17 protein-coding genes and 1 riboswitch are annotated in these 20641 nt (G+C 61.4%); of the genes, 7 read left to right on the top strand and 10 right to left on the bottom strand.

The window, feature by feature from the left end; genetic code table 11:
- Positions 1-35 precede the first annotated feature (35 nt).
- The 4 genes from KGA88_RS20240 to KGA88_RS20225 form a co-directional block, all read right to left on the bottom strand.
- A complete protein-coding gene (locus KGA88_RS20240; protein WP_110661290.1) occupies positions 36-644 on the bottom strand; it encodes a YqiA/YcfP family alpha/beta fold hydrolase in 609 nt (202 codons plus the stop codon).
- 202 nt (positions 645-846) lie between these two features.
- Positions 847-1662 (bottom strand): 3',5'-cyclic-AMP phosphodiesterase, encoded by an 816-nt coding sequence (gene cpdA / locus KGA88_RS20235; RefSeq protein WP_110660368.1) that lies wholly within the window; start codon positions 1660-1662, stop codon positions 847-849.
- Between the two features lie 112 nt (positions 1663-1774).
- Positions 1775-2227, bottom strand: coding sequence for a DUF1249 domain-containing protein (locus KGA88_RS20230; protein ID WP_007977461.1), 453 nt, complete (start codon positions 2225-2227; stop codon positions 1775-1777).
- Positions 2218-2835, bottom strand: coding sequence for an NUDIX domain-containing protein (locus tag KGA88_RS20225; protein WP_110660369.1), 618 nt, complete (start codon positions 2833-2835; stop codon positions 2218-2220). The genes KGA88_RS20230 and KGA88_RS20225 overlap by 10 nt, the downstream gene beginning before the upstream one ends.
- Positions 2836-3057: 222 nt before the next feature.
- On the opposite strand from KGA88_RS20225, the gene KGA88_RS20220 reads away from it, so the two are divergent.
- Positions 3058-3804, top strand: coding sequence for an RsiV family protein (locus tag KGA88_RS20220; RefSeq protein ID WP_110660370.1), 747 nt, complete (start codon positions 3058-3060; stop codon positions 3802-3804).
- Here KGA88_RS20220 and cytX read toward each other — a convergent pair.
- Both cytX and thiC read right to left on the bottom strand, forming a co-directional pair.
- The gene (cytX, locus tag KGA88_RS20215; RefSeq protein ID WP_110660371.1) at positions 3773-5065 is read right to left on the bottom strand and encodes a putative hydroxymethylpyrimidine transporter CytX; all 1293 of its coding nucleotides are present in this window, start codon (positions 5063-5065) and stop codon (positions 3773-3775) included. The two genes, KGA88_RS20220 and cytX, sit on opposite strands and share 32 nt — an antisense overlap.
- A 197-nt stretch (positions 5066-5262) precedes the next feature.
- Positions 5263-7152, bottom strand: coding sequence for a phosphomethylpyrimidine synthase ThiC (gene thiC, locus KGA88_RS20210; RefSeq protein ID WP_034148712.1), 1890 nt, complete (start codon positions 7150-7152; stop codon positions 5263-5265).
- 164 nt (positions 7153-7316) lie between these two features.
- Positions 7317-7422, bottom strand: a riboswitch (TPP riboswitch).
- Positions 7423-7627: 205 nt separating this feature from the next.
- On the opposite strand from thiC, the gene KGA88_RS20205 reads away from it, so the two are divergent.
- Positions 7628-9067: a TolC family outer membrane protein gene (locus tag KGA88_RS20205; RefSeq protein ID WP_110660372.1), complete on the top strand. Its 1440-nt coding sequence runs from the start codon at positions 7628-7630 to the stop codon at positions 9065-9067.
- A 133-nt stretch (positions 9068-9200) separates the two neighbouring features.
- Here KGA88_RS20205 and waaA read toward each other — a convergent pair whose 3' ends face one another.
- Complete coding sequence (gene waaA, locus KGA88_RS20200; protein ID WP_223593878.1) at positions 9201-10478, bottom strand: lipid IV(A) 3-deoxy-D-manno-octulosonic acid transferase; 1278 nt, start codon at positions 10476-10478, stop codon at positions 9201-9203.
- Positions 10479-10489: 11 nt separating this feature from the next.
- A complete protein-coding gene (locus KGA88_RS20195) occupies positions 10490-11392 on the bottom strand; it encodes a LysR family transcriptional regulator (RefSeq protein ID WP_181432064.1) in 903 nt (300 codons plus the stop codon).
- 103 nt (positions 11393-11495) lie between these two features.
- Between KGA88_RS20195 and KGA88_RS20190 the strand changes: the two genes are divergently transcribed.
- The 4 genes from KGA88_RS20190 to KGA88_RS20175 all read left to right on the top strand — a co-directional run bounded on the left by KGA88_RS20190 (position 11496) and on the right by KGA88_RS20175 (position 14954).
- Complete coding sequence (locus KGA88_RS20190; protein WP_015093202.1) at positions 11496-11828, top strand: DMT family transporter; 333 nt, start codon at positions 11496-11498, stop codon at positions 11826-11828.
- Positions 11829-11971: 143 nt separating this feature from the next.
- Positions 11972-13147 carry an NAD(P)/FAD-dependent oxidoreductase gene (locus tag KGA88_RS20185; RefSeq protein ID WP_223593876.1) on the top strand — a complete coding sequence of 392 codons (1176 nt, stop codon included), beginning with the start codon at positions 11972-11974 and terminating at the stop codon, positions 13145-13147.
- Positions 13144-13956, top strand: coding sequence for an aldo/keto reductase (locus KGA88_RS20180; protein ID WP_110660376.1), 813 nt, complete (start codon positions 13144-13146; stop codon positions 13954-13956). The genes KGA88_RS20185 and KGA88_RS20180 overlap by 4 nt, the downstream gene beginning before the upstream one ends.
- A 32-nt stretch (positions 13957-13988) precedes the next feature.
- Positions 13989-14954, top strand: coding sequence for a hypothetical protein (locus KGA88_RS20175; protein WP_046039764.1), 966 nt, complete (start codon positions 13989-13991; stop codon positions 14952-14954).
- Positions 14955-15135: 181 nt separating this feature from the next.
- Here the strand turns inward: KGA88_RS20175 and hldE are convergent, their stop codons facing one another.
- Positions 15136-16557: a bifunctional D-glycero-beta-D-manno-heptose-7-phosphate kinase/D-glycero-beta-D-manno-heptose 1-phosphate adenylyltransferase HldE gene (gene hldE / locus KGA88_RS20170; protein WP_110660434.1), complete on the bottom strand. Its 1422-nt coding sequence runs from the start codon at positions 16555-16557 to the stop codon at positions 15136-15138.
- A 247-nt stretch (positions 16558-16804) separates the two neighbouring features.
- Positions 16805-18607 (bottom strand): lipid A export permease/ATP-binding protein MsbA, encoded by a 1803-nt coding sequence (gene msbA / locus KGA88_RS20165; protein WP_110660435.1) that lies wholly within the window; start codon positions 18605-18607, stop codon positions 16805-16807.
- A 154-nt stretch (positions 18608-18761) separates the two neighbouring features.
- Between msbA and KGA88_RS20160 the strand changes: the two genes are divergently transcribed.
- Positions 18762-20624, top strand: a complete 1863-nt coding sequence (locus tag KGA88_RS20160) for a bifunctional O-antigen ligase/aminoglycoside phosphotransferase family protein (RefSeq protein ID WP_223593873.1) — start codon at positions 18762-18764, stop codon at positions 20622-20624.
- Positions 20625-20641: the final 17 nt, after the last annotated feature.

Here is a 20641-nt window from a genome sequence, read left to right as displayed (position 1 = left end):
GTGTTCGGTGAAAAAAGAATTCATGGGGCTATCGCTCACAATGCGGTGAAATCGATGGCCTGGTACAAATCGGCGCCAATGCCGGCAAAACTCAACATGGCCGGCATTCGCGCGGCAAAACCCTGGAAACTGTGGTCGCCGCCGGCCTGGATACGCAAGGCGCATGCCCGGTAATACTGCTGGGCGAGGCGATAGTCCAGCGTTTCGTCAGCTGTCTGCAACCATACCTGATAACGCTCCGGTTCCCGGGGCGCCGGCACTTCCAGTTCGGCCAGGGCCGTCACGTGGTCGTGGGTCATTTCCCAGGTCTCTTCGGTATACAGGTTTTTCTGCGTCCCCAGATAGCCGTCGAACATCCGGTGCGGGCTGACGGCAGGATTGATCAACAGGGCTTTCAAGCCATGGCGCTCGGCCAGGTGAGTGGCATAGTAGCCGCCGAGTGAGCTGCCGACCAGCAGTGGCCGCCCCAGCTCGGCAATCGCCTGTTCCAGCTGGGTTATCGCCTGGCGCGGGTGATGGTGCAATGCCGGCACGCGCAACTGTTCGCTCAGGCCCAGGCGCTCCATCACTTCGACCAACTGACAGGCCTTCTTCGACAACGGCGAGCTGTTGAAGCCGTGGATATAAAGGATCGAACCGGACATTTGAGCTCCCTGTGCGTCGGCTAAAGAGGCGGAGTTTACAGGGACTCGGGGGAATCGGGGATATCCACAGAATTCAGGGCGCCAGTGTAGACGCCTTCGCGAGCAAGCCCGCTCCCACAGGGATCTGAGGTGCTCCAAAAACCCTGTGGGAGCGGGCTTGCTCGCGAAGGCCGCGCCTCGGTCTTTGGAAGTAACAGAAAAATCAGTAGCCGTTGGAACCGTAATCCACAGTGAAATCAAACCCGGTCACCCGCTCCACCCCGGTTTCCAGCCGCCCGTCGGGCAGCAGTCGCAACCAGCGATAGCCTGGCGCCTGTTCCCCAACCTTGAAATCCTCGCTGCCCGGCTCGAACTGGATGCAGGTCGAGGGCGAGGCGATCAGACGCACGCCGTTACGTAATTGATCGATTTCCTGGTGCACATGCCCCCACAACACGGCACGCACCTGTGGAAACCGATCCAGCACTTCAAAAAACGCCTCGGGATTACGCAGGCCGATAGGCTCCATCCAGGCGCAGCCAATCGACACCGGATGATGGTGGAAACACACCAGGTGATGACGTTCCGGCGCTTCGCTCAACGAGCGGGCGAGCAACTGCAATTGTTCGTCCTGCAAATACCCCGGCACCGAGCCCGGTACGGCGGAATCGAGCAACGTAACCCGCCAGTTGCCGATATCCACCACCGGTTCGAGCAAGGCGCTCTGCACCGCCGCCTCGGCCATGATCTGCGGTTCGTCGTGATTGCCGGGGATCCAGCGCGCCGGCGCATCGAGCTGGCGCGTCATGTCGCGAAACTGCTGGTAGGACTCCAGTGTCCCATCCTGGGACAGATCCCCCGTGGCCAGGATCAAGTCAATCCGTGGCTGCTGCTCGCGCACCAGTTCGATCACCCGTTGCAGGCTGTCGCGGGTGTTCATGCCCAGCAACGCGCCGTCCGCTTCGGCAAACAGGTGACTGTCGGAGAGTTGCACCAGCAACGCCGGATCGGCGGTGGTCAATGTGGATACGCTCGGCAAGGCGTTCTCCCAGGGCGTGATCACGGGGATGGGTAAGTGCGCCAATTATGCTGGGGGATGATCGAAAGGGGAAACCAATGAACCTGACGCAGTTCACAACTGCGGTTCACAGTTAACGGACTACTTCGTACTCATGCCCCAGTGCCAGGCAATGGCTCAGCCATTCGCCCAGAAACATGTTCAGTTGGGCCTTCTCGTCCGGCTGGTGCATCGAGGCATTCGGGTAAGGATAGATGCCGCGAAAGCGTCGCGCATGTTCGGCGCTGACCACTTCAGCCATGCGCGCGTCGTGATAGACCTGTACTTCCAGTTGCGGCACCGGCAGCCAGGGCAGGCTGTGTTCCTGACGCACTTGCAGGGTCGTTGTGTAAGGACAGGTCAGCAGCACTTCCAGCGCCAACACGCCGAGCATCTGGTCGCCATGGGTCACGGCGATGCGCCGCGCCGCGGGCTCGCTGCGCATGTCCGGCAGTAGTCGCATCAGGCGCGCGTAGTTCGCCTCGCAGGACGCTTGCAGCCCCACCAGGTCCACCCGATAGCGATCGCGCAGCTTGTTTACGACCATAACCCCCTCACTTCAACGCGGTTCAAAGCCAGCCATTGCAAGGCAATGATGCTCGCCGCGTTGGCAATACGCCCGTCGCGTACGGCTTGCAGGGCATCTTCAAAGGCCCAGACCGTGACGCGGATATCTTCTGCCTCTTCCTCCAGCCCATGCAGGCCGCCCACCCCGGAACTGTCGCAACGCCCCAGATACAGATGCACGAATTCGTTGCTGCCGCCCGGCGATGGAAAGTATTTGAGCATCGGCCAGAGCGCCCCGATTTCCAGCCCAGCTTCCTCCTGCGCCTCGCGGTGAGCAACTGCTTCCGGCACTTCTTCCTTGTCGATCAGACCAGCGACCAGTTCGATCAGCCACGGGTTGTCGGTCTTGCCCATGGCACCGACGCGAAACTGCTCGATCAGCACCACTTCATCGCGCTGCGGGTCGTACGGCAGCATGCAGACCGCGTCATGGCGAACGAATACTTCACGATTGATCTCGCGGCTCATGCCCCCGGCGAACAATTCGTGGCGCAAGTGCACGCGTTCGAGCTTGTAGAAGCCCTCGTAGCATTTTTCGCGCCGCACGATATCAACGGCGGTCGGAATGGCGTTGGCAAAATCCGTCATGATTATCCTCGTTACTGCAGATCCTGAACGAGGCTGCTTTTCCTGGGCCTCGACTTCGCGCCATCCTAACGCGCCCGTGACGTTTGATGCAGCCCCTTTCCCGTCAGCGGGATGGACGGCTAGGACGAAACCCACTCTAATTAGCTTAGTGGCGAACTGACTGCTTTGTTGAGAGTCGAAGCCGGTAACTTTTTGCCTTCCCCTGTTTCAGAAAGGACGCCCATGTCGCTTTTCAAAATCGCCTCCGTGGCCGCTATCGCCCTGACCCTGGGCGCCTGCGCGAGCCTGTTCCAGCCCAACTACCGGACGCCGCTGGAAACCACCCGCGACGCCTCTGAACAGCTCAAGCCCGGTTGCAGCAACCCGGATTGCCCGCTGGTCAACATCGACACGCTGCACTTCCCGGCCGAACCGCAATTGGACGGCATCATCGAAAAACGCCTGCTGCAAATGACCCGCACCTCGCCCGATGCCCCAGTGGCACCGACCCTGGCGGCCTATCGCGAAGAGTTTTTGCGCACCGCCGGCCCGCGTTACAGCAGCTATCTGCAGGCCAAGGTACGTGAGCAGCATGACGGCTTGGTGATCATCGAATTGTCCAGCTACCTGGACACCGGCGGTGCCCATGGCACGCCAGGTCGAGGCTTCATCAACTATTCGCGCCAGCAGCATAAAGTGCTGACGCTGTCGGACATGCTGGTGCCAGGGCAGGAAGACGCGTTCTGGAAAGCCGCGCAGGTGGCGCATAACAGCTGGCTGATCAGCACCAAGCTCGATCAGGAAGCGGAGTTCGTGAAGAGCTGGCCGTTCCAGAAAACCCAGAACGTGGCGCTGACCTACGGCGGGGTGATCCTCAAGTACGAAACCAGCACCATTGCGCCTTACGCGCTGGGCCATGTCGAACTGAAGATCCCCTACCCTCGCCTGAACGGCATCATCAAGCCCGAGCTGTTTCCCGGCCGTAACTGAAGGCCCGGCCCAGCACTAGCTGGAGCAACCCTGCCACGACCAGTGCTGGCAGGGTTGCACCGACATCCGGATACAGGTTGGCCAACAAGTGATAGGTGCTGACCCCGCCCAGCCAGGCGAGCAGTGCTGGCCAGCGCAATGCGGCCGAGGCCACCTTGGCGCTGCGCTTGCGCAGGATGAAATGGTCCACCAGCACCACGCCGAACAACGGCGCAAACACCGAACCGATCAGCAGCAGGAAGTTCTGGTACTGGGCCAACGGCGCCAGCAGGGCAATCAGCGTGCAGATGACGCCGATGGCCAGGGCCAGGTGTTCGACTTTGGCGCGCATCAGAATCCCGCTGGACACTGCCGCCGAGTGAATATCGGCAAAGGCGTTTTCCGACTCATCCAGCAGAATCAGCAGCAGCGGAATCCCCAGGCCGGCACCGGCCAACGCCAGCAGCAAGGCATTGACTTCACCGCTCGGCGCGAACGCCAGGGTGTAGGCCACGCCCAGGCTCATCAGCCAGAAATTACCGATGAAGAAACCGATGGCAGTGCCACCGAAGACGTTTTTCGCGCGCTTGCCGAAACGCGAGTAGTCGGCGATCAGCGGCAACCACGACAGCGGCATGGCAATGGCGATGTCGAAGCCCACGGCGAACGGCATCGAACCGTCACCGGCCTGGGCCCACAACGCGGCCAGGTCAGCCTTGGCGAACAGGTTCCAGGTCAGCCAGATGCACGCGGCCAGCAGCAGCCAGATGCCCCATTTGCGCAGGATCTGCCGGACGAAAGTCAGCGGGCCGCTGACCGCGAGCAAGGTCGCCAATGCGCCGAAGAACAGCGTCCACAGCACCGGGTTGGAGATCAGGCTGCCTTCACTGAAGGCTTTGGCGCCCAACAGGCTCGCGGCATCGCGCATGACGATGATTTCGAACGAACCCCAGCCGATCAATTGCAGCAGGTTCAGCACCGCCGGCAGGCTCGCGCCCTTGGTACCGAGGCTGAGCTTGAGCGCGGCCATCGACGACAGGCCGGTGTCACTGCCGATTACCCCGACCGCGGCCAGCAGCAGAACGCCGACCAGGGTGCCGAGAAAAATCGCCAGCAACGAACCGGACAGGCCCAGGCCCGGTGCGAGCAATGCACCGGTCTGCAACACCATCAGGCCGATGCCGAGGGAGAACCACAGGGAAAACAGGTCGCGGCCGCCGAAGACACGTTTGTCGGTCGGCACTGCGATGTCGGGGGAGTAAGTGCTGGGTTGAATGCTCAAGGGTGTTATCTCAGAGGGACATTTGTTGTTGTGAATCACCAGATCCCATGTGGCGAGGGGGCTTGCCCCCGTTGGGCTGCGCAGCAGCCCCAAAACAGGCAATCGAGTTCTGCCAGTGCGAACTCATTGCCGGATTTACGACCGCTTCGCGGCCGAACGGGGGCAAGCCCCCTCGCCACAGGGTTATCAGCGCGCCATCAAACTTTCTGATACAGCTGACTGCCTTCCTGCTTGAAGCGCTCGGCCTGTTCGGCCATGCCCTGGGCGACGTCCACGTCGACCGCTTCGATCCGTTGGTTGGCCGCGTACTCGCGGACTTCCTGGGTGATCTTCATCGAGCAGAATTTCGGCCCGCACATCGAGCAGAAGTGCGCGACCTTGGCCGAATCCTTCGGCAGCGTCTCATCGTGATACGAACGAGCGGTGTCCGGATCAAGACCCAGGTTGAACTGGTCTTCCCAACGGAACTCAAAGCGCGCCTTGCTCAAGGCATTGTCGCGGATCTGCGCGCCCGGGTGCCCCTTCGCCAGATCGGCGGCATGCGCGGCGATCTTGTAGGTGATGATCCCGGTCTTCACGTCATCCTTGTTCGGCAGGCCCAGGTGTTCCTTCGGCGTCACGTAGCAGAGCATGGCGCAACCGAACCAGCCGATCATCGCCGCACCGATACCGGAGGTGATGTGGTCATAGCCTGGCGCGATGTCGGTGGTCAGCGGGCCGAGGGTGTAGAACGGCGCCTCGTCGCAGCACTCGAGCTGCTTGTCCATATTCTCTTTGATCAACTGCATCGGCACGTGGCCCGGGCCTTCGATCATGCACTGCACGTCGTGCTTCCAGGCAATCTTGGTCAACTCGCCGAGGGTTTCCAGTTCGCCGAACTGCGCTTCGTCGTTGGCGTCGGCAATCGAGCCCGGACGCAGGCCATCGCCCAGCGAGAAGCTGACGTCGTAGGCCTTCATGATTTCGCAGATGTCTTCGAAATGGGTGTAGAGGAAGTTCTCCTTGTGGTGCGCCAGGCACCACTTGGCCATGATCGAACCACCACGGGAGACGATGCCGGTCACGCGCTTGGCGGTCATCGGCACATAGCGCAACAGCACGCCGGCGTGGATGGTGAAGTAGTCGACGCCCTGCTCGGCCTGCTCGATCAGCGTGTCGCGGAACAGTTCCCAGGTCAGGTCTTCGGCCACGCCGCCGACTTTTTCCAGGGCCTGGTAGATCGGCACGGTACCGATCGGCACCGGCGAGTTGCGGATGATCCACTCGCGGGTTTCGTGAATGTGTTTGCCGGTGGACAGGTCCATGACCGTATCCGAACCCCAGCGAATGCCCCAGGTCAGTTTCGCCACTTCTTCTTCGATGGACGAACCCAGGGCGCTGTTGCCGATGTTGCCGTTGATCTTCACCAGGAAGTTACGGCCGATAATCATCGGTTCCAGTTCGGTGTGGTTGATGTTGGCCGGAATGATCGCGCGGCCACGGGCGATTTCGTCACGGACGAATTCAGGGGTGATGATTTTCGGCACGCTGGCGCCGAAGCTGTGACCGGCGTGTTGCTGGTCCAGCAGGCCGGCGGCGCGGGCCACTTCCAGCTTCATGTTTTCGCGGATGGCAACGTATTCCATCTCGGCGGTGATGATGCCTTGGCGCGCGTAGTGCATCTGGCTGACGTTGGCACCCGGCTTGGCGCGGCGCGGGTTGTTGACGTGAGCGAAGCGCAGCTTGGTCAGTTCCGGATCGGCAAGGCGCTCCTGGCCGAAGTTCGAGCTCAGGCCGCTCAGGCGCTCGGTATCGCCACGGGATTCGATCCACGGCGAACGCACGTCGGCCAGGCCTTTGCGCACATCGATGATGACATTGGGGTCGGTGTACGGGCCCGAGGTGTCGTACACCACCACCGGCGCGTTGACCTCGCCACCGAAGTCGGTCGGCGTCACGTCCAGGCTGATTTCGCGCATCGGCACGAGGATGTCCGGGCGGGTGCCCTGAACATAGATTTTTTGCGAGCGGGTAAACGGCTGAACCGATTGCTGATCGACCTTGGCCGAGTCACTCAGGTTGGTGGCGATTTTTGCTTTTGTAGTCATCACGGGCTCTCCAGACAGCATCCAGGCATTGGATTTTTGTCGGAGCGAACCTGTAAACGAATGGACGCACGGGCGCTGGGAAAACCAGCTGTGCTGTGCTCAGTGCTCGAGGGGTGTTCGATTGTCGAACAACATCCCGGACGAAGCACAAGAGGACTCGCCGGGTGACGAGAAATCTTGTTCCCTACGCAGGCGCTAACCTGATCAGGTTCAACGGGATCCGAAATTATTCGATCTCAGCCTCATAGCAAGGCACCCCGACAAGAACCCGGCCAGTCTAGACACAACTGACAAAGAACGCCAACCCCACTGCAAATACCATGATGAATGGCGTTATTACAGGCAGTATCAGGATTGTTGCCGCCCGAATGCACAACTACACTCGCTACGCTGAGCCGCGCATTGACGCTGTCAAAGCAGGGCCTTAGCCTTGGCGCTCAAATTACCTGTGTAATATCAATTCTAGGGATCGTCTATGCTGCGCAAACTTTCACTGGCCCTTGCCGTGTCTTGTGCGTCCAACGGAATGGCCTGGGCAGCAGATGCGCCCTTATCGAACAAGACGGACCTCGTCAGCGTTTATCAGGAAGCCGTAAACAACAACTCCGATCTGGCGGCTGCCATCGCCCAATACGGCGCGCAGAAGGAAGTCGTGCCCCAGGCCCGCGCCGGGTTGCTGCCGAACCTCTCGGGCGGCGCCGATGTTGCCGAGGTGCGTACGTCGCTCGATCAACCTTCGGGCACGACCAACCGCGATGCTCATTCGTACCAGGCCACTTTGGCGCAGCCGCTGTTCCGCGCCGATCGCTGGTTCCAGTTCCAGGCCGCCAAGGAAGTCAACGAACAGGCTGCCCTGCAGCTCTCGGCGACCGAGCAGAATTTGATCCTGCAAACCGCTGACAGCTATTTCAACGTGCTGCGCAGCCAGGACAACCTGGCCTCGACCAAGGCCGAAGAAGCGGCGTTCAAACGCCAACTCGATCAATCCAACGAGCGTTTCGATGTCGGCCTCTCGGACAAGACCGACGTGTTGAACTCACAAGCCAGCTACGACACCGCACGCGCCAACCGCATCGTTGCGCAGCGCCAGGTGGACGACGCCTTTGAAGCATTGATCACCCTGACCAACCGCCAGTACAACTCGATCTGGGGCATCAGCCATAACCTGCCGATCCTGCCGCCAGTACCGAACGACGCCAAGGCCTGGGTCGAAACGGCGGGCCGGCAGAACCTCAACCTGTTGGCCAGCAATTATGCCGTCAGCGCCGCCGAGCAAACCCTCAAGCAACGCAAGTCCGGGCACTTGCCAACGGTTGATGCGATCGCCAAGTACGAGAAGGGCGACAACGACGCACTGGGCTTCAGCAACCCGAACAACTTGCCCCAGGCGTACGGCGGCAACGTCGAGCAAACGACCGTGGGCCTGCAACTGAACATCCCGATCTACAGCGGCGGCCTGATCAACTCCCAAGTGCGCCAGTCGTATGCACAACTGGACCAGACCGAGCAGCAACGTGAATCCCTGCGCCGCAGCATCGTGGAAAACACCCGCGACCTGCACCGCGCGGTGAACACCGATGTCGAGCAGGTACAGGCGCGCAAGCAATCGATCATTTCCAACCAGAGCGCGGTGGAAGCGACTGAAATCGGCTATCAGGTGGGTACGCGAAACATCGTCGACGTGCTGGATGCGCAGCGTCAGCTCTACTCCTCGGTGCGCGACTACAACAACACCCGCTACGACTACATCCTCGACAACCTGCGCTTGAAGCAACAGGCCGGCACATTGAACCCCGGGGATCTGCAAAACCTGGCACGCTGGCTCAATCCGAACTACAACCCGGACAAGGATTTCCTGCCACCGGATCTGGCCAAGGCGGCAGAGGAGCAGTTGAAAGCGCGCCCTGATCAGTAAAAGCCAAAGCTTCGCGAGCAAGCCCGCTCCCACATTGAGCTGCTGTCGTACACAAAACCTGTGTTCACAGAAAGTCCAATGTGGGAGCGGCGGTGCGGCGATCCGACTTGCTCGCGAATGAATACAACTCGGTCTAACGCTCGATCAACCGCCCCAACCCATCCAGCAAGCGCTGCAATGCACCCTGATTGGCGCGCATCACTTTCAACCCGGCCTCTGCCATGCGCTGCGCATCACGGGGCAGTTCGAACAGTCGCTGCACCGCCACCGCCAGCCCTTCGGCATCCTCCACTTCCTGCAACGCCCCGGCACTGCGCAACTGCGCGGCGATTTCGAGGAAGTTGAACAGATGCGGCCCGCTCAACACCGGTTTAGCGAGGGCGGCCGGCTCCAGCAGGTTATGCCCGCCATTGGGCACCAGACTGCCGCCGACGAAGGCACTGTCCGCCAGGGCGTAGAGAAACAGCAACTCGCCCATGGTGTCGCCCAGCAGCACCGACGTATTGGCACTGACCGCATCACCGCTCGAACGGCGGACCGTGGCAAACCCTTGTTGCTGGCACAACCCGTACACCGAATTGAAGCGCTCCGGATGACGCGGTACCAGAATCAGCAAGGCATCGGGGTGACTGGCCAACAGCTGACGATGAGCCGCCAGCACCACCTCGTCTTCGCCGTCATGGGTGCTGGCCGCGATCCACACCGGTCGCTCCAGCGCTTGCCATTGCCCGCGCAATTGGCTGGCGCGCTCAAGCAGTTGCGGGTCGATGGTCAGGTCGAACTTGATCGAACCGGTCACTTCGACGGCTTCAGCCCGTGCGCCGAGATTCCGGAAACGCTGGGCTTCGGCTTCGGTCTGCACCGCGAACAGGCTCATCTCGGCCAGCATCGGCCGGGTCAGCTTGGGGAACCGGCCGTAGCCCCTGGCCGACCGCTCGGACAGTCGCGCATTGGCCAGCGCCACGGGAATGCCACGCTTGGCACATTGATGGATATGGTTGGGCCACAGTTCGGTTTCCATGATCACCGCCAGTTTCGGCTGGACCCGATCGAGGAAGCGCCGGGCAGCGCAAGGCAGGTCGTACGGCAGATAACAGTGCTGGATGCGCGGCTCATTGGCGAACAGCGCGAGGATGCGTTCCGACCCGGTCGGCGTCATGCAGGTCACCGTGATCGGCAAATCCGGATAACGCGCCAGCAAGGCGCGGATCATCGGTGCGGCAGCAATGCTTTCGCCCACCGAGACGGCGTGCACCCAGATGCCGCCCGGTTTCATCGCCGGCATCCCGTAGGAGAATCGCTCGCCGATGCGCCTGGCATACGCCGGCGCCTTGCGCGCGCGCAGCCACAGCCGAATCGCTACCAATGGCAGCCCCAGATAAAACAGCGCGGTGTAGAGAGTTCTATTCATGGCGGCGGAGTTTATCGGCTTTTTTCGCCAATCGTCTGCAAGTGCACGGCAAAACGTTCGGCGAGCCAGCGCGCGGCCGGGCCGAGCGGTTCGTCCCGGCGCCATACCAGCTCCACCACCAGGGCTGGCGGGGTCCATTCGCTGACCAGTTCGACCATCTGATTCTGATAAGTCGGGTACTGCACCACATGGCGCGGCAACCAGGCCCAGCCGAGGCCGCGCACCAGCCATTCGGCCATCACATAGAAACTGTCAGCGCGCCAGACTTGCGGGCTGGCGGGGTCACTGCCGGGATAAATGCTCGACTCCGTGGACATCAGCAACTGCCGATGCAGCGCCAGTTGCTGGCCGTCCACCGAGCCTTTGCCCGCCAACGGATGATCCTTGCCACACACCGTGACCATTTCTACACTGCCCAGCACCCGCCGCTCGAGTGCCTCGGGAATCTGATCGTGAAAGAACAGCAGCCCCAGATCGGCGCGCCGTTCCACCAGCTTGCGCGCGACATCGCCCTGGGCGGCGCTGGTCAGTTGCACTTCAAGGCTGGGAAATTTTTCCGCCAGGGCCTCGAAGCTTTCGATGATCGGCTGATAAGGCATCGCCTCATCCTGCGCCACACGCAGTCGCGCCTCCTGGCCGCGCATCATTGCCAGTGCCCGGCCGTTGAGTCGTTCGCACTGGCGCAACACTTCCCGCGCTTCGTCCAGCAAAGCCGTGCCGGCTTCGGTGAGTTTCGGCTGGCGGCCGCTGCTGCGGTCGAACAAGCTGACGCCCAGGTCTTCTTCCAGCAACGCGATCGAACTGCTGACCGCCGACTGCGCCTTGCGCTGATCCCGCGCCACGGCAGAAAACGAGCGCTGCTCGGCTACGCTGACAAACAACCGCAGCTGCTCAAGATTCCATTGCATGCTCATGGCTCAACCCATCTTCCAAACAGATAGGTAATGACTTTACCGCATCTGGCGAATCTCTAGAATGCCGACCTCAGAGAGCAACACTTCACACGAGGATTGACCCATGACCGCTTACTACTACCTGGCCATTGCCATCTGCGCCGAAGTGATTGCCACTGTTTCGATGAAAGCGGTCAAGGGCTTCAGCACCCCGCTGCCACTGGTGCTGGTCATCGTCGGTTACGGGATCGCCTTCTGGATGCTGACCCTGGTGGTGCGCAGCGTCCCGGTGGGCGTGGCGTACGCCGTGTGGGCCGGCATGGGGATCGTGATGGTCAGCGTTGCGGCGCTGTTCATCTACGGGCAGAAGCTGGACGTACCGGCGATGCTGGGGATGGCGCTGATTGTGCTGGGCGTGGTGGTCATCCAGCTCTTCTCCAAAACCGCCGGCCACTGACACTCTGTAGGAGCCGGCTTGCTGGCGATCCGGCCAACGCGGTGTGCCTGATGCACCGCTATCGCCAGCAAGCCGGCTCCTACAAACATCTAACCCGCCACCCTTGTATACTGCGCCCTCGTCTTGAACACTGAGGTCGCTGCATGCCATCCGTTATTTCCACCGACGTTCTGATTGTCGGCGCTGGTGTCGCCGGCCTCTGGCTGAACGCGCGCCTGCGCCGCCAGGGTTTTTCGACCGTGCTGGTGGAAAGCGCCAGCCTCGGTGGCGGGCAAAGCGTGAAGTCCCAGGGCATCATCCACGGCGGCGCCAAATACGCGCTGCACGGCGCCCTGACCGGCGCCTCGGAAGCCATCGCCGACATGCCGCGCCGCTGGCGCGAAGCCCTGGCCGGTGACGGCGAGCTGGACCTGTCCGGCGTGCGCCTGCTGTCCGAAGCCCATTACCTCTGGTCCCCCGGCACTCTCGCCGGCAACCTCACCAGTTTCTTTGCCAGCAAGGCCGTGCGCGGTCGCGTCGATCAGGTCAAGGGCGAGCAATTGCCGCCAGCCCTGCAAGACAAGCGCTTCAAGGGCAAGGTCTATCGCCTGGCGGAACTGGTGATCGATGTGCCGAGCCTGATCCAGCGCCTGGCCGATCTGGCGGGGGATGGCTTGCTCGCCGGGCAGAACATCGAGCCACTGCTGGAAGGCGGCGTGCTGGTCGGCTTGAAAGTCGATGAGCGCGAGATCCGCGCCCAGCGCATCGTCCTGAGCGCCGGCGCCGGCACCGCGGCATTGCTTGAAACCCTGGGCCTGAGCCAGCCGGCCATGCAGCGCCGGCCATTGCACATGATCATCGCCAAGGGCCCAAGCCTCAAACCGCTGTACGCCCACTGCCTGGGTGGCGGCACCAAACCGCGCATCACCGTGACCACGCATCCGGCAGCGGATGGCCAATGGGTCTGGTACCTGGGCGGCGACATCGCGGAGTCTGAAGGCGTAGCCCGTGAGCCCGCCGAGCAGATCGCCACCGCCCAGAAAGAACTCGGCCAATTGCTGCCATGGATCGACCTGAGCACCGTGCAATGGGCGACCTTGCGCGTGGATCGCGCCGAACCGCTGCAATCCGGCTTGACCCGTCCCGACAATGCCTTTGTGGCCGAGGAAGGCCGACTGCTGGTGGGTTGGCCGACCAAGCTCGCCCTGGCGCCAGACTTCGCCGACCGCGTGATCGCCAGCCTGAACCGCGACGGTATCCAGCCAGGCCACCCGGCAGCGCTGCCTGATCTACCGAAGCCGCCGATGGGTGTACCGGCCTGGGAGCAACTGCTGCCATGAGCCAACCGACCCTGCACGATCTGCATCGCCCACTGGGCAGCACCGGCCTGCTGGTTTCACCCCTGGGCCTGGGCACGGTGAAACTGGGCCGCGACCAAGGGGTGAAGTACCCCAACGGCTTCCGGATTCCCGATGACGATGAAGCGCGCATGCTGCTCAAGCTCGCCCGCGACCTGGGCATCAACTTGATCGACACCGCCCCGGCCTATGGTCGCAGCGAAGAGCGCCTCGGTCCGTTGTTGCGCGGCCAGCGTCAGGATTGGGTGATTGTCAGCAAGGTCGGTGAAGAGTTTGCCGACGGCCAGTCTCGTCACGACTTCAGCGCCGCACACACGCGAATGTCAGTGGAACGCAGCCTGCAACGCCTGGAAACGGACTTCATCGACCTGGTGCTTGTGCACTCCGACGGCAACGACCTGGCGATCCTCAATGACTGCGAAGTCTACGACACCCTCGCCGCGCTCAAGGCCGAAGGCAAGATTCGCGGTTTCGGGCTTTCCGGCAAAACCGTCGACGGCGGCCTGAAGGCACTGGAGCAAGGCGACTGCGCGATGGTCACCTACAATCTGAACGAACAAAACGAGAAGGCCGTCATTGACTATGCTGCTGCACACGGCAAAGCCATTCTGGTCAAGAAAGCCCTCGCCAGTGGCCATGTCTGCCTGAGTCCGGGCGTGGATCCGGTGCGTGCCAGTTTCGAGTTGTTGTTTGAACATCCGGGTGTTGCCAGTGCTATTGTCGGGACCATCAATCCGCTGCACCTCGCCCACAATGTCGCGACCGTTGCCCAGGTCCTACGTAGCCACTGACGCCGCCCACGCGGCCTTAAGCAGGAGCCGACATGTCGCGTACGCTCATCAGAAAGAACCCGAGCAACTTCAAGACCCTGCCGTTATTCGTCGAAGCGACCCCCGAAGGCCTGGCTTATCAGAGCGTCGGCAGGCCGCTGAATTTTTCCCAGACCCTGCAACGTCGGCGCCCGGTGACGGTCGGCGACAGTGAACGGTTTGCACTCGAACTGGCCAATCTCGGGGTTTCGGTACGCCTGACCCTGCATTGGCAGAATCGCGACTATTGGGTGCTGGTGCGCCAACGCCGGCAGGACCGTGGCGATGTGGTGCTCAAGCTGATTTCCGGCTACGTGCCGGCCCATGAACTGAACCTGCCCTTGCACACGGCGATCCAGGAGATAGCCGAAGAATGCCTGCTGGAAACTCCCGAAGGCTGGCTCGGTGGGCGCTTCAATGACACCTGGCTGCCGGCGCCTTACTCGGCCGCCCTGCATTACCGTGAAGCCCTGCCATTTCGCTTGTCGCCACTGTCCGGCTCGGCGCGGCCGGTACGTTGCGCCAATCTGATGCTGATGGAGCGTCCGCGGGCTTATGTGCATTTGCCAACGGCGTCACTGCAGCTGATTTACGACTTGCGCCTGGACGTTCCCAAGGAAGCCAAATCCCTGAGCCTGTTCCATGTCGATGAAAGACTGGAAGGCGATCAACTCGTCGCCCGCCTCGACCGCAAACGCCCCGACCTGTACTTGATGCCCTTGCAGGACGGCCACCCGATGGCTGAGCTCTACACCTTGAAGAAGGATCAGTTGTACCCGGCCAGCACGCGCGGCCTGTACCTGGCCGAGAGTTTTGCCCGACAGGAAGGCTGGCTGGTGCGCGATGAGCGGATTCGCTGGAAGGACTGGGTGAGACAGCAGGGCTTGACCCCGCCGGGGAAGGATTCGGGTTTGGCGCGGTTGCGTGGCAAGGCCAAGTTGTTGCTGAAGAAAATCGTGCCGCGCAAGGCGGCACGATAGGGGCGACTAGCGCGCTTCTGTGGCAGGGCTTTTGTGGCGAGAGCTTTTGTGGCGAGGGGGCTTGCCCCCGTTCGGCTGCGAAGCAGTCGTAAATCATCGCACGCGGAGTGCCTGGCACATCGCGGTGGCAAATTTCAGGGCCGCTTCGCAGCCCAACGGGGGCAAGCCCCCTCGCCACAAATCAGGACTTGCGAATCTTCTCGACAATCGCCGTGGTCGAGCTGTTTTCCACCAGCCCCAGCACTTTCACGGTACCGCCGTAGGCCGTCACGATGTCCGCGCCGACCACCTGGTCGATCCCGTAGTCGCCACCCTTGACCAGCACGTCCGGCTTGACCGCGCTCAGCAGGTTTTCCGGTGTGCCTTCAGGGAAGCTGATCACCCAATCCACCGCCCCCAGGCCGGCCAGTACCGCCATACGTCGGTCGACACTATTGATCGGACGGCCCGGCCCTTTCAGGCGGCTGACCGATGCATCGTCGTTGATCGCCACGATCAGGCGATCGCCCTGGGCCCGCGCCTGTTCCAGATAGGTCACGTGACCGGCGTGCAGGATGTCGAAGCAACCGTTGGTGAACACGATCCGTTCGTTGTGCGCGCGAGCATCATCGACCGCCAGCAACAACTGCTCAAGACCCAGCACACCGCGCTCGGAACCCTCCTCGCGCTGGATCGCGCGACGCAGTTCCGGCGCACTGATGGCCGCCGTACCGAGCTTGCCGACCACGATACCGGCCGCCAGGTTCGCCAGGGCCACCGCGTGAGGCAGCTCTTCACCCGCAGCAATCGCGGCCGCCAGGGTGGAAATCACCGTATCGCCGGCACCGGTCACGTCGAACACCTCACGGGCACGGGCTGGCAAGTGCAGCGCCGGATGATCCGGACGCAGCAAGGTCATGCCGTGCTCGCCACGGGTCACCAGCAAGGCACCGAGGTCCAGGTCGTGCATCAGTTGCGCGCCCTTGTTGACCAGTTCGTGCTCATCGGCGCAACCACCGACGATGGTTTCGAATTCGTTGAGGTTCGGCGTGATCAGGCTCGCACCGCGGTAGATCGAGAAATCCTTGCCCTTGGGATCGGCCAGCACCGGAATGCCACGGGCACGGGCGGCCTGGATCAGCGCCTGATGGTTTTTCAGCGCGCCTTTACCGTAGTCGGACAGCACCAGCACCTTGATGCCTTCGAGCAACTCGTCGACCTGCGCGGCCAGCGCCAGCGCGTCAGTGGCGAAGGGTTCTTCGAAGTCGATACGCAGCAATTGCTGGTGACGGCTCATGACCCGCAGCTTGACGATGGTCGGCTGGTGCGCAATGCGCTGGAAGATGGCCCGCACGCCGGCGCCCTTGAGGCTGTTGACCAGGCTGTTGGCGGCTTCATCGTCACCGGTTACACCGACCAGCGAGGCAGGGGCCCCCAGGGCGGCAATGTTCAAGGCAACGTTGGCTGCGCCGCCCGGACGGTCCTCGATGTGATCGACCTTGACCACCGGCACCGGCGCCTCAGGAGAAATCCGTGAGGTACCACCATGCCAGTAACGGTCGAGCATGACATCGCCGACCACCAAGACAGGGGCTTGATCGAATCGCGGCATGGACAACTTCATGGTGCAACCCACATACAGAATGAACAGGGGCGCGATATTAACACAGGGTTGGTGTCGGCTTGTGCGGTGGCTGCAACCGGATGATTCGCCGGGCTTTATTGCTCATTTTTTGAGCAGAAACCCCGCCAGGCGACGGCACGCATCGCCCGTTTTCAGGGCATGTGTATCGTATAGGACTGGATACAAAGCACCGGGCGCATTGCACGCCGGGCGTGCGAAAGGGCGAGCCAGGCTCGCCCTTTGCGGGTCAGGCGATGTCTTCGGCCGGGGCGTCGAGGCCCATCGCATTGAGGCGCGAGTAGTAGCCCTTTTGCGCCAGCAGTTGATCGTGGGTACCGCGCTCGACGATTTTCCCCTGATCCATGACCAGGATCAGGTCGGCCTTCTCGATGGTCGACAGGCGGTGAGCGATCACCAGCGTGGTGCGACCTTTCATGACCTGATCCAGGGCTGCCTGAATATGCCGCTCGGACTCGGTATCGAGTGCCGAAGTCGCCTCATCGAGAATCAGCAAAGGAGCATTCTTCAACAGCGCCCGGGCAATCGCCAGGCGCTGACGCTGGCCACCGGACAGCAGCACGCCGTTTTCCCCAACCTGGGTGTCCAGGCCTTGAGGCAATTGAGCAATGAAGTCCATTGCGTAGGCGTCCTTGGCCGCTTTTTCAATGTCTTCACGCGGCGCGCCGGCCAGGTCGCCGTAGGCGATGTTGTTGGCCACGGTGTCGCTGAACAGGGTCACGTGCTGAGTCACCTGGGCGATGTGCTTGCGCAGGTTCAACAGTTTGTACTGTTCCACTTCGACGCCATCGATGAGGATTTCGCCCTTGTCGTGGTGATAGAAGCGTGGGATCAGGTTGGCCAGGGTCGACTTGCCGCTGCCGGAGCGCCCCACCAGCGCCACCATTTGCCCGGGTTCAACGGAGAAACTGATGTCATTGAGTACCTGACGCTCGGTGTCAGGGTAGGTGAAGCTGAGGTTGCGTACGTCCAGGCGACCGCTGACAACGTCACGCTCGACGGTGCCGGTATCGACTTCGGGCGCGACATCCAGTTGCTCGAAGATGCTTTCGGCACCGGCCACACCCTTCTGGATGGTCGAGCTGACTTCCGACAGCTGGCGAATCGGCTTGGGCAACAGGCCAGCCAGGGTGATGTAGGCCACCATGTCGCCGGCGGATGCATCGCCCCGCAGGAACAGCACGAGGAACATCAGCACGGCCATCGCGGTGTAGATCACCAATTGCAGCATCGGCGTGTAGATGGCGCCGGTGCGGGTCATGCGCAATTGCTTGTCGGTGTTGCTCTGGCTGGCGTCGAAGAAGCGTTTCTCTTCGTATTTTTCACCGCCGAAGCTGCGCACCACGCGATAGCCCTGGATGGTTTCGGACGCCACATGCGTCACGTCCCCCATGGCCAGCTGGATTTTCTTGCTCTGCTTGCGGAATTTCTTGCTGGCCGTGCGCACCATGATGGCAATCAGCGGCAGGATGGCGACCATGACCAGCGTCAGGCGCCAGTTCATGAACAGCAGCGAGGCAAACAGGAAGATCACCGTCATGCCTTCACGAATTACGACCTTGATCGCATCCGTTGCCGCCCCCGTGACCATGGTCACGTTGAAGGTGATACGAGAAATCAGGTGCCCCGAGTTATGCTTGTCGAAATACCGGTTCGGCAACACCAGCAGGTTGTTGAACAACTGGACCCGCAAGTCATGGACCAGGCCCAGGGAAACCTTGGCCAGGAAGTAGTTGCCCAGGTACGACCCCAAGCCCTGCCACGCGGCGATCAGGATGATCAACAACGGCACCGCCTGCAGCAGTTGCAGGTCGCGCAGGTAGGGCACGGTTGGAAACAGCGCTGCTTCAGGGTTGGACAGACCGTCGACGAAGTACTTGAGGATGTAGCCCAGCATTGGCTGCGTCGAAGCGAAAATCAGAAAACCGACGATGCTGATCAGGAACAGGCTGATGTACGGCCGGACATAGCCGAGCAGACGGAAGTAGATTTTCAAGCTCGATGGGCTTGCGGAGAGACTGGAGTCGGTCATATCACGCGAATGTCGATGAAAAGGACGCTGACTTTAGCACAGCTTCCTCAGGGTTCTGGCAATCGCATACAGCTTGTGTATTGTGGCGCGTCAAATAGCCACCCGATGTCCCTGCCTTGGTACGGTCGCTTAATTCAGGAATAAGTTACTCAGCATGCAATTAAACGCTTTGAACAGCACGTCCAGTAGAATCTTCGATTTCATTTGCTTGTGGATCCTTCCGCTCGGTTACTTATTGTTGCTTTGTGCACTGTTTTTCCTGCCGGGGCGCAGCGTGCATCACAAGCTTTACTATGGCCTGTTCAGCATTCCGGCACTGATTGCACTGTGCTTGCGTCCGCGGCTCGCCAAGGAACTGCTGCACGAACCGATCGTCGTTGCAGTCCTGCTGTTTTTGGCGTGGGCGATGCTCAGCCTGAACTGGGGGCCAGGCGACGACATCGACTTTGGTCAGTTCAAACCGCCATTGCATACCCTGATGCTGTTCGTTGGCTGCTACCTGCTGGTGCGCTATCGCAGCGAAATCATTCAACCCCTGCTGTTCTGCGCCGCGACGGTGGCGTTGATCATCTCTGCCTACAACCTGTACAGGTTCGGCCTGATCTACGAGCCGGAAATGCGCCTGATCGGTGTCGGCGCGTTCGACAATCCATTGCTCAGCTCCCACGTCTTCGGCTTTTTCTGTACCTACTGGCTGAGCCTGAGCATGACCTGCAAACGACCCCAGGTCCTTTGGTTGAGCCTACCGGCGATGGCGATCATGTTCGCCACGGTGCTGGCCACCGGCTCCAGGACTCCACTGGTTGCACTGACGGTCGCTGCGCTCTGGCTGTGCGTCATCTGCTGGAATCGACGCTCGGCCCTCCTGCTTGCCTCGATGTTTATCGCCGGAGCGGCGACTTTCGCGCTATTTACCGACAAGATCCTCGAAAGAGGCAGCTCCTTCCGTATCGAGCTCTGGCAATTGGCCCTGGGCAGGATCGCTGATCATCCATGGATCGGGCACGGCTACAACGCCGAACTGAGCCTGGACCCAGGCGTCGGCTACCCTCTTTCTGAGCCCCATAACTTCGCGCTTGGCGTGCTCTACTACGTCGGCATTATCGGTTTTCTGCCATGGCTGTTCTTCCTCGCGCGAAGCTTCATCGGTAGCCTGCGCCATCGCGTGCAACCGCTGCTCATCATTGCCTCGGCCTGGCTGGCCTTCGGCATCGGTGCGGGCCTGACCGAAGGCGGCGGGATTATCTCTCGTCCCAAGGAACACTGGTTCCTGCTGTGGATCCCCTTGGCGCTGATTGCCGCATTGAGCATCAATCAACGGGCCAGGCGCCTGCTGGACAAGCCGATCAAGACCGCGTCGCCAAGCGCCCTGCAACAACTGACGGCCGATGCCCGGATCATCGAGGAAGACGGTTTGGGGCCCAAAGTCCTGCGCCTGACCGACGGCAGCTTTCTCAAGCTGTTCCGCCGCCGCCGCTGGTATACCTCGGGCAGCTTCACGCCCTACTCCGATCGTTTTGCCGTCAACAGCGTGCAACTGCGCAGCATGGGCATCCCGACACCGCAGATCCTCGACCTTTACCGATTCGAAGACGGCAGCACCGCTGTGCACTACTCTCCGTTGCCGGGCAACACCCTGCGCCAGATCCTGCAAGGCATCACCGCCCCGGCGGTACGCCAGGCACTGGTGGAGCGTTTCGGCAAGTTCATGGCTCAACTGCATCAGCAAGGGGTCTATTTCCGCTCCCTGCACCTGGGCAATGTGCTGGTGCTGGAAGACGGCGAGTTCGGCCTGATCGACCTCGCCGACCTGCGAATTTACCCGTCTTCTCTGAGCCCTTCCCTGCGTCGGCGCAATCTGCGCCATATGCAGCGCTACGCAGAAGATCGCCATTGGTTGTTCGAGGATCACTTCGAAGCGCTGTTGCTGGGCTACGCCGCTGTAGCTTCGCAAACCGACGTGGATAATTTGCGCAGGCAAGTGCTGGCCGCAAGCTCTCCGACCCAGACTCGTTGATGACAGAAACCAATGCG

Source organism: Pseudomonas sp. A-R-19 (genome assembly GCF_019956575.1).
Classification (GTDB): domain Bacteria; phylum Pseudomonadota; class Gammaproteobacteria; order Pseudomonadales; family Pseudomonadaceae; genus Aquipseudomonas.
Note: the sequence above shows the minus strand (reverse complement) of the source record. Positions and strands in the feature narration are given on the sequence as shown.

Coding starts and splice junctions, on each gene's coding strand:
- KGA88_RS20240 (WP_110661290.1), bottom strand. CDS start 644: ATGTCCGGTTCGATCCTTTATATCCACGGCTTCAACAGCTCGCCGTTG.
- KGA88_RS20230 (WP_007977461.1), bottom strand. CDS start 2,227: ATGGTCGTAAACAAGCTGCGCGATCGCTATCGGGTGGACCTGGTGGGG.
- KGA88_RS20225 (WP_110660369.1), bottom strand. CDS start 2,835: ATGACGGATTTTGCCAACGCCATTCCGACCGCCGTTGATATCGTGCGG.
- KGA88_RS20220 (WP_110660370.1), top strand. CDS start 3,058: ATGTCGCTTTTCAAAATCGCCTCCGTGGCCGCTATCGCCCTGACCCTG.
- thiC (WP_034148712.1), bottom strand. CDS start 7,152: ATGACTACAAAAGCAAAAATCGCCACCAACCTGAGTGACTCGGCCAAG.
- KGA88_RS20205 (WP_110660372.1), top strand. CDS start 7,628: ATGCTGCGCAAACTTTCACTGGCCCTTGCCGTGTCTTGTGCGTCCAAC.
- waaA (WP_223593878.1), bottom strand. CDS start 10,478: ATGAATAGAACTCTCTACACCGCGCTGTTTTATCTGGGGCTGCCATTG.
- KGA88_RS20195 (WP_181432064.1), bottom strand. CDS start 11,392: ATGAGCATGCAATGGAATCTTGAGCAGCTGCGGTTGTTTGTCAGCGTA.
- KGA88_RS20190 (WP_015093202.1), top strand. CDS start 11,496: ATGACCGCTTACTACTACCTGGCCATTGCCATCTGCGCCGAAGTGATT.
- KGA88_RS20185 (WP_223593876.1), top strand. CDS start 11,972: ATGCCATCCGTTATTTCCACCGACGTTCTGATTGTCGGCGCTGGTGTC.
- KGA88_RS20180 (WP_110660376.1), top strand. CDS start 13,144: ATGAGCCAACCGACCCTGCACGATCTGCATCGCCCACTGGGCAGCACC.
- KGA88_RS20175 (WP_046039764.1), top strand. CDS start 13,989: ATGTCGCGTACGCTCATCAGAAAGAACCCGAGCAACTTCAAGACCCTG.
- hldE (WP_110660434.1), bottom strand. CDS start 16,557: ATGAAGTTGTCCATGCCGCGATTCGATCAAGCCCCTGTCTTGGTGGTC.
- msbA (WP_110660435.1), bottom strand. CDS start 18,607: ATGACCGACTCCAGTCTCTCCGCAAGCCCATCGAGCTTGAAAATCTAC.
- KGA88_RS20160 (WP_223593873.1), top strand. CDS start 18,762: ATGCAATTAAACGCTTTGAACAGCACGTCCAGTAGAATCTTCGATTTC.